We start from the raw sequence: 14,875 nt of genomic DNA on the forward strand, positions 1-14,875 counted from the left end.
AGAAAATCAATTGTCTCCTTCTTTTTTACCCATATATTTTTTAGCAACTACAAAAACAGCTCCAAGGGCAATCAGAACTACTAAAATTCCGATGTACATACCCATACCTGATCCAGAAGAACCTGCTGGAAGAGTTTCTGTCTCTATTTTTATAGTGTCCGATATCTGACTATGTCCGTCGGTATCCTCGTACTTGATCTCACTGTTGATGGCATAAACTTTTGATACTGCTGTTTCATCAACCTTTAGTTTGAATACTGCCTCTGTAGTCTCACCAGGTGCAATTGAACCAAGGAAAGACTGGTCATCAGTTGTGCTGAACGGATCACCAGCACTTATCCTGACCGTGGCATCCTTCACAGCCTCTTCGCCTGTATTTTTGTACACAACACGCAGAAGTCCTTCAGAACCAGCTTCAAGTTCACCGGTCACGTTAACAACTTCAAAATCAGCCTCTTTCTCTACAACGACTGAGATGTTCTGCATCTGTTGCCCGACTGCATACCACAATCCAACTTCCATGTTAGTGATACCGAGGTCAGTTTCATTGTCACCATCAATCTGGACATTCTCCTGGTATCCATAGTATAATTGCAGGTTGAGAGGATATTCGCCAGCGGGAGCATTCTTGGATACTTCGATGTTAAACTTTACAGGATCCTCTACCTGCTCACCAGAGACAAGAGTGCCTGCTTCCTGCGGTCCTGACTTTACCCTGATATTTGGGTCTTCTGATACAAGAATAGCAACTATTCCGATGGCAGTTGTCCTCTGAGCTTCATAACCCATTTCTGTTTGCTGTATTTTCTGCTCAAGGTCTGATGAATCATCTGCTTCGTCCTCTGATTTAAAGCCAGTCACAACACCTTTGTTCATCAGGTTGAGATTGAGAGTTACCTCATCACCACGATAAAATTCATTGTCACCTACAAGGGTTGCGGTTACGTCCGGCCCACCGTAAACTGTATAATAGTTATCATCAAAATTGAAAAATTCCGGAAGCTCCAGGCTTGTTGTTGTCATTTCAGCATGTACAGGAAGTGCAAGCAGCATAATTAGAATAATTGATACCGGAATTATTTTTTTAGTATTAATTGTTTTCATAAGCATCCCTCTCTTATTTATTTGATTTCTTCGATCCATTTTTTCTGGTATTTTTGATTATCAGTACTATTCCCACAATTACAAGTCCTGCAAGAGCAAGACCGGTTACATTGACCTTTCTTTCAGGCTGTTTCAGGAAGACATTGACTTTCATATTGTTTGAGTACGCATCTTCACCGTCTACGTCTGTATATTTGATCTCACTGTCAATGCCGTAGCTCTTTTCAACAGCCTGGAAATCAGAAGCAATGTCAAATGATACGGTTCTGCTCTCACCAGGTTGCATCGTACCAAGTGATTGTATAGGGCGCCCAGCACTCAATGGTTGCATCATTATCAACCTTGCAACTGCATTTTCTGCAGGAAGTTCTCCGATATTGGTATAGGTTATATTGAGGGTGTTAGCGCTACCTGCTGTAATATTTCCTGAAACACTGCTTACCTCAAATTTAGCTTCAGGTACTATAATAACAGGAATCTGGATCGTTTGCTCAACTGTTTCATAATAAGTTGCGTGATCCAGGTCCGGCCTTCCAAGTATTATAGATTCACCGGCTGTCATCCTCACGTCTTTCGGATATTCATAGTTTAGTGGCATTTCAAGAAGATATGTTCCTGCAGGAGCATTTTCTGAAATAGTAACCGTGAAGACAAAAGGATTCTCCGATAATTCACCGGCAAGCAGTTTCTCCATTGTTTTGCTATTTGTGGCTGCATCTATCTCTATCAGATCAGTTGAAGATACAAGATGTGCCTTTATTCCATATGCTGATGTTCTCTGAGTTTCGTACTGTAGCTCCGTAAGAGATAGCTGGTGAGCATTTCCTGATGTTTCAACAAATGTGCCTGGTTTGAAACCGTACAATACACCTTTGTTGGATATCATTATTCTTATCTGAGCGGTTTCACCGCGTTCGAATTCGGTGTCTCCGAGAACTGATGCGTATATATCAGGTTCTCCGTAAGCCTTGTAGTAATTGTTCGTATATTCATAGGTTGGGGATATGTATTCCTTTGCAGTTGCCGAAGGCATCAGCAGAAAAGTAGCTGCAAGAAGGATACATATCAGTAAGGGGATAAAATATAGTTTTAATTTGTCAACTTCATTGGATGTGCCATTCATGTGGTTATGGCCTCCGGAATAGTTTTTGATTCATGTGTATCTATGATTTTGGTCCCACGACCTATTGGTGCATGTGCTCTTCTTTTCTCTCTGAATTTATCAAGTGTGACAATTACAGGAGGGAAGATCACAAACGTAGCCAGCAGAGCTAGGAATACATCTATAACTGTTATCAGGCCAAAATTGCTGGTAATACTGAATGGTGATGCGATCAACGCAGAAAAACCAAACACAGTGGTTGCACCGGATGTGACGATGGCTTTTCCAATCTTTACACTCGCTTCCTCCATTGCCTGCTCGGGGTCAGCACCCTTTTCCTTTTCCTCGAAATAGCGTTCCATCATAAGGATTGCATATTCAGAGCCTACTCCAAGGATAAGTGCGCCAAGGGTCGCGGTCATTGGTGTGTATTCCAGACCTGTATAATACATGAGGCCTCCAGACCAGCCGACTACCATTATCATAGTTATCACTGGAGTTAAAGCCTTCAGCAGATCACGGTATATCACAAGCAGGCCTCCAAATACCAAAATAATTCCCAGCATTGTCATCATGGTTCTGCCAGAGGTCAAAGCGGTTATAACTTCGACAAAGACAACTGAGTTCCCGGTTATGGTTACTTCAGTTCCGGGAGGAGGTGCCATCCACAGGATATCTTCTTCTACTACATCGGTGAGTTCTCCGATACCCATAAGTCCAAGCTCGCCCATTGCATTTCCTATTTCAAGATTGACCAAAAGTATGGAATTTCCGTGAAGATAGCTGTCCTTCTGGACTTCGGGTAACTGATCATACAATGCTGCAACCTCTGCCGAACTGTCTGGGATTTCTCCTCCGTTTTGGGATTTAATGAGATCAACAATGCTATTTGAACCATAGATATGGCTCCTTCCTTTGACCTCATGCTGTGAGAACTCATCTATCCATTCAAGTAGTGCCGGATCGTTGTTGTTGTCCGTCTTTACTATCAGGTTTAATTGATCCTCTCCACCCAGAATTTCACCCATGTGTTTAAGATCTATCAATGCAGGAAGATCCTGAGGTACAAAGGTTTCCGTATCAGTCTGGATAGAAACCATTGTATCTGCAATAAGTCCACCAATACAAAGAGAACCTGCGATAGCTAGAACAAGTACTGAATGCTTCATTGAAAAACCAGATATGCTTTTAAGCGACTTTTCCAGGAAATCCGGCTCATGTTCAGATATCCCCGTCGAAGATACTTTTCGCTTAGAAGATGGCTTTTTAAGTCCTATCTTTGAGAGAATGTTTTTTTCTGAAATTTTATGGAAGCCATATAGTACTGTTACTCCTACAAATAATGAAGATATGAAGCACATCACGATACCGATCATCAGGAGTTTTCCGAAATCCTGTATCATTGGAACAGTTGATGTAAACAATGAAAAGAAACCGAGAGCTGTTATTATCAGAGCGATCAGAACTGCAGGACCGGTGTGTTTGATAGTATTTATTACTGCGTCTTCATCACTGCTACCATGTTCCAGTTCTTCTTCAATCCGGTTATGGAATTGGATGGCATAATCTATACCAAGTCCTATAAGCACGGGGAAAGCAGACATTGAAACCATTGTCATTGGAATATCCAGATAACCCATGGCTCCAAATGTGAAAATTATACCAAGTATGACTATTGGAAGCGGAAGCAATCTCCACCTTACATGTTTGAATACAAGATACAACACAACCATCATAAGAAGAATTGCAATCATGAGCAATGTACCCATACTGGTATTCATTGCTTCATTCATTTCTGCCGAAAAAGCAGGATCTCCCGTTACGATTACATTATAATCTCCCGGAAAATCAGCCATTTCAATAGATGTTCGGGTTTCCCTTAGTATTTCCGTTTTCGTGTTATCTGAAGTGGTAGCTTCAACGATTACCGACATGATGGCATGGGTTTCATCAGGAATATAATATGTCGGAACCGATGAACTGATAATTTCATCGAGAACTTCTGCATCATCTGGGATTTCACTCCGTCCCATCATCTCATAATTAGCATCTTTGATAATAGACGATGGGGAATTAACTTGAATTACTCCCGGGATATTGATTGTAGACTCGTATGCCCTGTCCATTGCTTTGAGAAGTTCAGGATTTGTTATATCACTACCCTCAACCATTATTACAATGGATTCAGTACCAAAGAGATTCTGGTAAAGGTGATCAAAATCCTGGTATAGTTGAGAGTTCTTGTTTACAAAGGTATCAGTCCCTGATGCCATCCCTATATACTGAGCACCCTGAAATGAAATAATCACGAGAAGAAGCGTGATTAACATAATAGGAATCGTATTGTCTTCGATGAAGACACCCAGTTTTTCAAAGATGTTTTTTATGATAAACACTCCTTGTGATTAATTATAATAATAAAAAAACTCCTTTCTAGTTGTTTTGAATACTGGCATTAATGTTTTATTGCATATATAAAGGTTTTACCCTTTAATAAACTAGTAATGAGTTAAAATCAATTAATAGCTAATAATTGGAAAGCAAAATGAGTATCGAAAAAAGATAATAGGGTATGAGACATCCCGGAAAGGATGTCTCGTTGGGGGTTGGATAGGGTTGTACTAACATACACGATAAGCGTGTTGTTAATGGTACACACCAGTACAACTGTATTATTAGTAGATAAACCTTTCTATATATCGTCAAGTATGGTTTATTTCCTATAGATTCGACTATAATAATTAGAAATTAAAGATAAGTTTACAGCTACAAAGTATAGATTAAAAACACGGCTGAGTACTTTTAAACTAGTTTAAAGTGCTAGAATGCCTGGAATTGATATGTACAAATAACATATTGCAGGTTTGTACTCTCAAAAAAACAGGTGAACTGTAATATTCTAAATTAATGGTCTTTCAGGGTTCCGGAAACATATCCTGGACAAATTCCCGGTTTTCTGTCTTCCATAAGTGAGCTAAGGTTTACTTTATTTCCCTTTATCCAATCAGTATCAAGGTTCCTGATGGGCAGCTCTTCGATATGAGCTTTTAATATTTCAACGGAAGATATTTGTCTTTTATGATTTTCTGAATTTGATTCCACAATAAACCACCTTTAATATGTGTAGTTACAAACATCTGGTGATGAATGTCAGGCATGCTGATGTTTAGGGATAGCATAAAGATGCTCCTGTGAAAATTACTAAAGGAACATATTCATTAAAAACATCTATATAGTTGTTTTAACTTACATATTAATAAGCATTTCACCCGCAAAAAAACAACTTAACAGTGAAAAACATGGACCGAGAAAGTTTACTAAGAGATCTGGGACTTACAAAATATGAGGCATCCGCATATGCAACCCTCCTTAAGGAAGGGATTATAGGTGCACAGGAACTCTCACGTAAGTCCAACATACCAGTGGGAAAGATATACGAAGTGCTCTCCAACCTCAATAATATGGGACTTGTGGAGTTCCAGAGGTCAAGACCCCGAAAGTACAGGGCGATAAAACCGGGAGTTGCTCTGGATAATCTTTTTACTAAAAAAGAAGAGGACACTAAAAGCGAACTTGAGACATTCAAACTGAAGGTTTCAGAACTCAAGGACAATTTTTCCGATAGCAATTACCCTGACCACGCCGAGATCAAGTTCTGGTCAACACTCATCGGCGAAGATGACATAGTCAAGAACATTAAGAACACACTGGACGAAACCGAGAATGAGATACTGCATGTTAAATCCCTGAAGATTAAAGAGGCACTGGAAAAGAAGGTCAACTGCAATAATGATATTAACCCTGATACCATCCTCACTCTTGTGACTGATGAGTTCATCAAAGCTGCAACATCCGGCATCAAGATCAGAATGATCCTGCCTGCAAGTTTCTTTGTAGACCACCTGAATAAAAAATACTCCACGATAAAGGATACCGATGTCAGGAATATGATTGCAAAAAATCTTGAAGTAAGAATCCTTGAATGCAATTATGATTTTGTGATCATCGACGATAATGTGGTGTACATCCCCATCCCCAACCCCCTGAATCCGCATGGTATATTCGGAGAAATGAAGATGTTCGATAAGGAGTACGCAGGAAAACTAAGGGAAAAGTACGATGAACTGTGGGCAAAGGGGAAGAGGACTGTGCTGGAGTGATGGTTGGGAGTTGTTACTAGCGTGAGTAGATTTTATAACTCCAATCATTTCGTTATTTTAGATTTAAGTTACGTCTGTCGCACGTAAGTTTGGGGATATAGGTAAGCAGAAAAAACGGAACTCTGTATATAAAATAAAATAATAGGGATATTATATACAAAATTTGAGCAAAGTCTAATAATAAATTGTAGCATTCAAAACAAGTTAACAACTATGTGGTAGTAAGCTTCTCTAACTTGTATCCTTTTGAAATAATCTCAACATAATAGTCTCCTAGTCCTATTATATAATGATGCATATTATCCATAATATGCCTATATCTTCTTGTTTCAGGGTCAGTATATTTTGAATTGTCTTTCAGTTGAGATATCCAATCCGAATTTACAATTTCATACATCATTCCATAGTATGGAACCTCAGGTATAATGTTCCATCTGGCACAATCTTCTGCAGTTACCCTTAAACCATTGTAATTTTCAAAATCAATTTTGTATCTGATTTCATTTTTATCATCAAATTCAATGTATAATTTATTACCATTTTTGTTGTCACAAACAATTTTTTCAAATGGCACATCATGAACAGTTATGTGGGGTTCAAACACTCTTACTACCGTTATCATACTTTCCACATCTCCAACCTTTTCCTTACATGAGCATTCAGAAATCAATCTTTAATCTCTAATACATTGTCCATATGTTTCTATTTCATTTTCTCTTATTGCGTTGCATATTTCAAGAAATATTTGATTTGCTTCTTTTGAGTAATTTACAGATCGAAGCACAATTTTCTCATATGCCCTGATTAGCAGAAACATAATTGAAGTCGCTAAAAGGATGAGAATAATCATTGCAACAAACGAAATAGGTAAAAACAAGATTAAAGTATGAATTGGCATAAGCCAGATGAACTGATAATTGTTATACTTGATAAACTGTAGTTTAAAATGTTTTTTCTCACTTATTTTGTGTGTACTTAGTACTACAAAAAAATTGTTTCGTATTTGTATTTTCCTTTTTTTTCCATTGTAGTTATGCATCTTTTGACCATATGCAATAAATGTGTCTTTGACTTCTTTGTCAGTTAATATTGTAGGTATAGCAGTAAATCTTCCACTTTCAAAATATGAAAAAACACCTGGAAAGAGGCAAGGTCTTATTTTAACATTTTTCATTTGTAGCACACAGACCGATTTTATGACTGTTAATATAAAAACGATAATTTATTATTAATTATTAATATATTATTTTAAATTTATAAAGTTTTCTATTTAGTGTGAAACAAACAGTTTACTACATTTATTATATAACCTTCTCACTGTCGGAGTATTCAATTTCAAGTCCATATTATCCCTTCACCTGCATTATTCTCTGAAATCTGCTTCTAGAAACTCCCAAAGCTTCAGCTTACGACTGTGACATGTTGAGGATGTTATCCATAATTTCTTACTTGTTGATGAACTCCTGAGTCTTCTTCAAATCAAGAACCTGCACATCAATATTGTTAGCTTCCTTCCCACTATACATAACAGAATCAGCTCAAACTTAGATTCAGAATACCCTATACAATCAAAAAACACCTCATATATCGTTGAACAATAAAATATGGGTAAATTTTATATTTTAAGCCACCAATCAAAAAGTTATGGAGTTATCGTGACTCGGAAGGGACTGAGGAAATAGCGGGTACTGCAGAGTTTGATTCATAAAAAGAGCTAGCTGCAGATCTGTTTCCTGTCCATTTTATAAAAAAACATTGGAGGAACAAATATGGGATGGTTTGATGTCGTAGCAGGCGTTGCTACATGTGGATTATACACTGTTGGTAAAGCGATCTACCAGGCTGGCAATGCAGCTGAAGATGCAGGCGATGCTGCCGAAGAAGCGGGTATGGCAATTGCAGTGATAGGTTCGACCATACAAGCTGTAGGTGAGCAGTTGAACTCTACATTAAAAGAAGTAGAGGAACTCCTCACCATCCAGAGACTGACACCTAGAAGTGAAGCAGATCTATGGGACGAGGAAAAAGCAAGGCTTGATTCCCTCAGGCAGGAAAAGACACGACTTGAAAATAAGCTTAAAGAAAAAGGTGTCAATGACACCGGGAATTTTGATTTTGATTTCTGGGACATGCTTTCAGACTTCAACGATGTGATCGAGAAGTTCCAGCTTATGGCAAAGCTCGCAACTGTAAATAAGGAGATACACGACATCTTCTATCAGGAACCCGGTGTACTCACAACTGGGATTTATAATGCAAAGGAAGTTCTTGAGCGGTTCAACACCATCGAACAGCCAATGGTGGAAGACATACTCGCATCACTTGATGATAACCTTGATGTGAGTGAAGAGGTACTTAAGGAAGTAAAGAAACTCTTTGTTACAAAGAAAAAAGTACCTGTTTCAATTACAGAACTTAGCCCTTCTATAAGGGACCAGTTGGAGATGATCCAGACTGATAAACTCTATTATGAAGGACTTATCTCAAGAAAGAATATGGTTACAGCACAATTGGGCGATATACTAAAAACCCATCCCCAAAACAAGTTTGAGATAGCGGCAGGAGCCATCAAAGTTCCAAAAGAGAATATCTATGCCAGTAGTGTTCTTGATGAAGTAATAAATGCAGCCATTATACATGATACCGACATAAGTATTGCAGATGTTCTTAACGATAAAGACATCAGTGAGAATATAGGAATAGGTAATGTCGCTGTAGAAAATGAAAGGCTGATAGATAACGTCAATATCAGGGATTCACTCAAAACAGTAGATTCAAGTATAACTGCCAGAAATGTACGCAACTTTGCAAGCTCCCAGCCTGCCACCGATGCAACTGCTGCAACCAGTGCAGCAAATGTAGCTGGTGCTTCCACTGCCGCTAATATTAAACCAGAAGCTACAAACATTTCTGCAATAAACATGGCCAGGATGGCAACTGCAGTCAGCAAGTCACCTGGATATGCAATGTCCATGATGCAGCCATACGGTGCGAAGATATCAGCATCCCTCAGTACCAAGTTTGATGGTTACCAGAGAAACTATGACTTGATGAAGGCCCAGAAGGCATTCTATTTCAGGCAGTCCCTGAAAATGGAGAAGAAATACGAGTTCCTGTCTAACAAGTGGGTCGAAGAACCGGGGATAATCCCAAAGACACTGGATGAACTCCATGGTGTTCTGGAAAATGTCAGGACCAAGGAGCAGCCACGTATCGACCTCTTGCTTGATAATGTCAACGCTACCCTGGTAGAAGCAAAAGGAACAGTCGAGAAAGCCAATGATACAATGGACTCTGTTAAAAATGCCCTTTTAATACTGGACTTCGATACAAAGTACTTGAAACTGGGTGGCATGGTCATTGGTGGATTGATAGTCCTTGACCTCTTTGTGGGATTTATAGTGCTCATAAGAATGGCACTTGGACTTTAATTACGTTAATTGAAAAACAATAAGTGGACCGGTTGCTCCAAGGCAACCGTATCCTCACTTTTGAATTTAGACTTTTTCCCGGTTTTTTGCTTATTCTGCCGAGCTTACATCAACGAGCAGTTCTGCGCCATTACTATCCACATGCACAGTGGAACCTTCAGGCACTTCACCTGCAACTATCAGCTTGGCTATTCTGGTCTCAACCTCGTTCTGAATAACCCTCTTAAGTGGTCTGGCACCGAAGGTAGCGCTGTATCCTGCCTTTGAAAGATAGGCCTTTGCAGCGTCTGTCATTTCAAGACCGATACGCTTATCCCTGAGTCTTTCAACAAGGTCTGCAACCTTGATGTCAACGATCTGTACCAATTCATCCGGCTTCAATGCGTGGAAGAGAGCGATCTCATCGATACGGTTGAGGAACTCCGGCCTGAAATACTTTCCAAGCTCAGTCATGGCACGCATCTGGAGTATGTTGTAATCGACATCCTCCTCAGTCTCACCGGACTGCAGAAGCTCGGTAAGATCGCCTGCAAAGATGTTTGAGGTCATGATTATCAGGGTGTTCTTGAAATTCACAGTCCTTCCTTTTGAATCAGTGAGCCTGCCGTCATCAAGTATCTGAAGCATGATGTTGAACACTTCGGGATGCGCCTTCTCTATCTCATCGAAGAGGACAACTGAGTATGGTCTCCTGCGAACTGCCTCTGTGAGCTGGCCACCTTCATCATGTCCTATATAACCGGGCGGTGCACCGATCATCCTTGAAACAGTGTGCTTTTCCATGTACTCCGACATGTCGATACGAACCATGTTTGTCTCATCATCGAACAGCTCTGCTGCAAGTGCCTTTACAAGTTCGGTCTTACCAACACCTGTAGGACCAAGGAATATGAAACTGCCGATTGGGCGCTTCGGGTCCTTGATACCCGCATAGTTTCGTATGACTGCATCAGCAACCGCCCTGACAGCCTCACTCTGACCGATTATACGGTTATGCAAATTGTCTTCAAAGTGGACCAGTTTCTCACGCTGCCCTTCTATGAGCCGTGTCACAGGTATGTGAGTCCACTGGCTGACTACCTCGGCAATATCCTCTTCACCTACCTCCTCACTGAGGAGCATGTCACCCTGCATCCCCTGAAGTTGCTTTTCCTCATCAGCATACTCATGCTGCAATGGAATGAGAGTTCCGTACTTCAACCGGGAAGCAAGTTCGAGGTTGTTGTCATTCTCAGCGAGTTCAAGCTGGATCTTTGTATCCTCGATCTCCTGCTTAAGAGCACTAAGCTTTGAGATAGCTTCCTTCTCATGATCCCATCTGGCCCTCATGGCATCTGATTCTGCCCTTATGTCCGCAAGTTCCTTTTCAAGAGCATCCAGACGATCTTTTGAAGCCGCATCCTTTTCCTTTTTGAGTGCTTCACGCTCTATTTCAAGCTGCATTATCTTACGGTCTGCCTCATCCAGTTCTGCCGGCTTGCTGTCAATTGCAGTTCTCTTTTTTGCAGCAGCCTCATCCACAAGGTCGATAGCCTTGTCCGGAAGGAACCTGTCGGCAATGTAGCGGCTGCTCATTACAGCAGCAGCGACAAGTGATGAATCCTTCAGACGCACACCGTGATGTACCTCGTACTTCTCCTTCAGACCACGCAATATGGATATCGTATCTTCCACCGTAGGCTCTTCTACGAACACCGGCAGGAATCTGCGCTCAAGTGCCGCATCCTTTTCGATGTACTTGCGGTACTCATCAATAGTTGTGGCACCGATACAGTGAAGTTCGCCACGTGCAAGCATTGGCTTCAGGAGGTTTCCTGCATCCATGGCACCTTCTGTGGCACCTGCACCTACAATGGTGTGTATCTCATCTATGAAGAGAATTATCTGCCCATCTGAATCAGCAACTTCCTTGAGTACTGCCTTCAGCCGTTCCTCAAATTCACCTCGAAACTTCGCACCTGCAATAAGTGAACCCATATCAAGGGCAATGATACGCTTCTCTTTCATGGCATCGGGTACGTCCCTTTTTGCAATACGCTGTGCAAGTCCCTCGACAATTGCAGTCTTACCCACACCGGCCTCACCGATGAGCACCGGATTGTTCTTCCTTCGACGGGAAAGGATCTCAATGGAATGCCTTATTTCCTGATCCCTCCCAATAACGGGGTCCAGCTTTCCCTGAGCTGCAAGTTCTGTGAAATCGATGCCGTACTTCTTAAGTGGCTCCATTGTGTCTTCCGGATTCTCTGAAGTAATTCTCCTATTCCCCCTTATCTGTTTAATAACATTGAGCAGCCTGTCACTTGTAACTCCCTCGCTTGCAAGGATCTTACCGCACTGGCTTTCTTTTTCTCCGAGCATTGCAAGCAGGAGATGCTCAACGCTCACATATTCATCCTTCATCTTTCCGGCTTCCTGAACTGCAGCATCCAGAATACGTCTCATGGTCTGGGTCATGTAGACCTGTTCCCCACCGGGACCGGATACCTGTGGAAGATTCGCAAGCTGAGCCTCGACCTTCTGCTTCAGGCGGTCCACCGGAACTTCCATATTATGCAACAATGTAGTTACAAGTCCTCCACTTTGCTCCAGTAATGCAAGGAATATGTGTTCACAGTCTATCTGCTGATTCCTGTACCTTGCAGCAATCGTACTTGAATCCTGAATAGCTTCCTGAGCTTTCTGCGTGAAACGGTTAAGGTCCATATTGTTAACTCCCCGGGATTGATATCCCCATCATCCCATTGTTTTAATTTAGAATGTTTGTTTAAATTACTTGTGATACGTTTTGAATAACCGAAGTGGCTTCGGTTAACTGAGCAATATTATTACTAAACTGGTATATAAAAGTTTTGCAAAAGATTGCGTTTTAATATATTTTATCGATATCATATCGATTTATCTTAGACAAGCTTTATATGTAGACAATCTAATGAATATGTCTTATGGCACAGCAGATAATCCTGATAAATCTGGAAAAACCCAGGGTAAAAAAACTTGAAGACGACATCCGCTGGTTCTGCAACAGTTTTGGATTATCCTCTGGGAGAGATACTGAGAACATTGCCACACAGGTTGTTCATGACCTGCTGCAACAGCTTTCCGAAAGAGAGGACAGGATATCTTCAGACACTATTGCAGAAAACCTTGACGTGAACCTGGCAAGGGTCAATCATCACATCAGAAATCTTATAAGTGCCGGCCTGATATACAGGCAAAAAAGGGCACTCTACATTCGCGGAGGCAGCCTTAAGGCTGCTGTCCAGGAAATGAGAAAAGACTCTGAACGTATATTCCAGGAACTGGAAGAGATAGCAGAAGAGATTGATGAGCAGATGGGGCTGAAGAATAGGTAAAAACCCGTAATTTAGTGCTTAACATTCTCCTTTACATTTTATCGTGGACCCAGAAATCACCCTCAATAGTGAATTCCTTTTTCCATATCGGGACCTCTTCTTTGATGCGCTCAAGTGCCTCCACAAGTGTTTCGAAAAGTTCCTTCCTGTGGGCAGCAGCAACAACAATATAGACGATGTCCTGGCCAGATCTGATAAGACCTGTTTTGTGATGAATCAGCACATCTATAATGTCATCCTTTTCCTTGAGTTCATAACATATCTTTTCAATAGCCCTGTCGGCAACGCCTTCGTACTTTTCAAAATCTATTGCTGTGGTTTCTACATCACCATTAACGCGTCTGACAATTCCTGTAAAGGTTGCAATGCCACCTGAAAGACGGATATCCGGATTAGAACGTACCTTCCTGATAAGGGAGTCAAGTGTAACCCATTCCGTCTGAGCAAGAATGAGTTCGACAAGAGCATCGATGTCCCAGTCACTTCTGACAGGCAGTCGAATTATGATGTTGGATACCTCGTCCGAGCCTTCAACTTCTCCCAGGAATATCTTTGGAAGGTCACTGCTCTTTGCGCCTTCGACAATGGCAAAGTCAGCACCACTGTCAGCAAGTGCATTCAGTGCATCCTCAAGTGTCGGGTTTCTACTTATTGTCACAAGCTCGATATCTGTGATGGCAGCAACTATGTTTGCCCCTGCATCGAAGTGTTTACCTGTATCGGTGTTCTCTGGATTGAAACGATGATGCAGCATCTGTTTTACAGTACCCACAGAACCTCTTTTGGAAAGAGTTTCAACAAGACGTGTTACCAATGTGGTTTTGCCGGAATTCTTGTAGCCTGCAATGCAAATGACTTTCATATAATGGGTTTATGTGAGGTCATTCTATAAGTACACAACGAGAATGGCAGGCAGCATCACTCATATCAATTGTTTTTTAGATTCATACAAATTTATAATAGATTAATTACGATTAATTTATATTCTACTATTTTGTATCCGGTGTAATGAGTGAATACAAGATAAGTATCCATGAGATGCCAGAGGATGACAGACCGCGTGAAAGGTTGGTGAAATACGGACCTGAATCCCTGTCCAATGCGGAATTGCTGGCGATCATACTTAGAACTGGCTCACAAAAAGAGAATGTAGTCAACATGTGCAGCCGCATCTTTTCAGAATACAATATCAAGCAGCTCAGCCAGGCAAACATTTCCATGCTTACGCAGATGCATGGTATTGGTATCGCAAAGGCAACGCAGATAGCAGCTGTTTTTGAACTTGCACGCAAGCTTGAAGGATACACTGATGATCCAAAAAGGAAGATAAGATCTCCTGCTGATGTCTATTCACTTCTCTATCCAGGGATGCGTGAGCAAAAGCGTGAAAGACTTGTGGCGCTTCTTCTTGATACCAAGAACCATGTGATGCGTGAAGAAGTTATATCCATAGGCAGCTTGAATGCGAACATAGTACATCCGAGAGAGGTGTTCAAAGCAGCACTTATGGAATCATGCGCTTCGGTCATACTCTCGCATAATCATCCGTCAGGCGACCCCACACCCAGCAGGGAGGACATTGCAGTGACCGAGAAACTTGTTGAAGGTGGTAAATTGCTGGGTATCGATGTGCTGGACCATGTTGTGATCGGGGATGGCAGGTACGTTAGTCTGAAGGATGAAGGGTATGTGAGGTAAGGGGCAGATTTCTTTAAAAGGATC

12 protein-coding genes are annotated in these 14,875 nt (G+C 41.1%); 4 read left to right on the forward strand and 8 right to left on the reverse strand.

Going from position 1 to position 14,875, the window contains the following annotated elements; all coding sequences use genetic code 11:
• Positions 1 to 6: 6 nt before the first annotated feature.
• From QZZ23_RS05755 to QZZ23_RS05770, 4 genes are all read right to left on the reverse strand, one after another.
• Positions 7 to 1,104: a hypothetical protein gene (locus QZZ23_RS05755; protein WP_292467669.1), complete on the reverse strand. Its 1,098-nt coding sequence runs from the start codon at positions 1,102 to 1,104 to the stop codon at positions 7 to 9.
• Between the two features lie 13 nt (positions 1,105 to 1,117).
• The gene (locus QZZ23_RS05760) at positions 1,118 to 2,227 is read right to left on the reverse strand and encodes a hypothetical protein (protein ID WP_292467670.1); all 1,110 of its coding nucleotides are present in this window, start codon (positions 2,225 to 2,227) and stop codon (positions 1,118 to 1,120) included.
• The gene (locus QZZ23_RS05765) at positions 2,224 to 4,536 is read right to left on the reverse strand and encodes an RND family transporter (RefSeq protein WP_292467785.1); all 2,313 of its coding nucleotides are present in this window, start codon (positions 4,534 to 4,536) and stop codon (positions 2,224 to 2,226) included. Before QZZ23_RS05765 ends, QZZ23_RS05760 begins: the two co-directional genes overlap by 4 nt.
• A gap of 574 nt (positions 4,537 to 5,110) precedes the next feature.
• Positions 5,111 to 5,308 carry a hypothetical protein gene (locus QZZ23_RS05770; protein ID WP_292467672.1) on the reverse strand — a complete coding sequence of 66 codons (198 nt, stop codon included), beginning with the start codon at positions 5,306 to 5,308 and terminating at the stop codon, positions 5,111 to 5,113.
• A 197-nt stretch (positions 5,309 to 5,505) separates the two neighbouring features.
• On the opposite strand from QZZ23_RS05770, the gene QZZ23_RS05775 reads away from it, so the two are divergent.
• Positions 5,506 to 6,366 carry a TrmB family transcriptional regulator gene (locus tag QZZ23_RS05775; protein WP_292467673.1) on the forward strand — a complete coding sequence of 287 codons (861 nt, stop codon included), beginning with the start codon at positions 5,506 to 5,508 and terminating at the stop codon, positions 6,364 to 6,366.
• A 211-nt stretch (positions 6,367 to 6,577) separates the two neighbouring features.
• Here QZZ23_RS05775 and QZZ23_RS05780 read toward each other — a convergent pair whose 3' ends face one another.
• Positions 6,578 to 7,036: a hypothetical protein gene (locus QZZ23_RS05780; protein ID WP_292467674.1), complete on the reverse strand. Its 459-nt coding sequence runs from the start codon at positions 7,034 to 7,036 to the stop codon at positions 6,578 to 6,580.
• 3 nt (positions 7,037 to 7,039) lie between these two features.
• Positions 7,040 to 7,540 carry a hypothetical protein gene (locus QZZ23_RS05785; RefSeq protein WP_292467675.1) on the reverse strand — a complete coding sequence of 167 codons (501 nt, stop codon included), beginning with the start codon at positions 7,538 to 7,540 and terminating at the stop codon, positions 7,040 to 7,042.
• A 595-nt stretch (positions 7,541 to 8,135) separates the two neighbouring features.
• On the opposite strand from QZZ23_RS05785, the gene QZZ23_RS05790 reads away from it, so the two are divergent.
• On the forward strand, positions 8,136 to 9,797 hold the full coding sequence (locus QZZ23_RS05790) for a hypothetical protein (RefSeq protein ID WP_292467677.1): 1,662 nt from the start codon (positions 8,136 to 8,138) through the stop codon (positions 9,795 to 9,797).
• 90 nt (positions 9,798 to 9,887) lie between these two features.
• On the opposite strand, the gene clpB is transcribed toward QZZ23_RS05790, so the two are convergent.
• Positions 9,888 to 12,503: an ATP-dependent chaperone ClpB gene (gene clpB / locus QZZ23_RS05795; protein ID WP_292467679.1), complete on the reverse strand. Its 2,616-nt coding sequence runs from the start codon at positions 12,501 to 12,503 to the stop codon at positions 9,888 to 9,890.
• A gap of 239 nt (positions 12,504 to 12,742) precedes the next feature.
• On the opposite strand from clpB, the gene QZZ23_RS05800 reads away from it, so the two are divergent.
• On the forward strand, positions 12,743 to 13,153 hold the full coding sequence (locus tag QZZ23_RS05800) for a winged helix-turn-helix transcriptional regulator (protein ID WP_292467680.1): 411 nt from the start codon (positions 12,743 to 12,745) through the stop codon (positions 13,151 to 13,153).
• Positions 13,154 to 13,184: 31 nt separating this feature from the next.
• On the opposite strand, the gene QZZ23_RS05805 is transcribed toward QZZ23_RS05800, so the two are convergent.
• Positions 13,185 to 14,015: a molybdopterin synthase gene (locus QZZ23_RS05805; protein ID WP_292467682.1), complete on the reverse strand. Its 831-nt coding sequence runs from the start codon at positions 14,013 to 14,015 to the stop codon at positions 13,185 to 13,187.
• Positions 14,016 to 14,161: 146 nt separating this feature from the next.
• Here QZZ23_RS05805 and radC point away from each other — a divergent pair, with 146 nt between their 5' ends.
• On the forward strand, positions 14,162 to 14,851 hold the full coding sequence (radC, locus tag QZZ23_RS05810; protein WP_292467683.1) for a DNA repair protein RadC: 690 nt from the start codon (positions 14,162 to 14,164) through the stop codon (positions 14,849 to 14,851).
• Positions 14,852 to 14,875 lie beyond the last annotated feature (24 nt).

The organism is Methanolobus sp. (assembly GCF_016278385.1).
GTDB lineage: Archaea > Halobacteriota > Methanosarcinia > Methanosarcinales > Methanosarcinaceae > Methanolobus.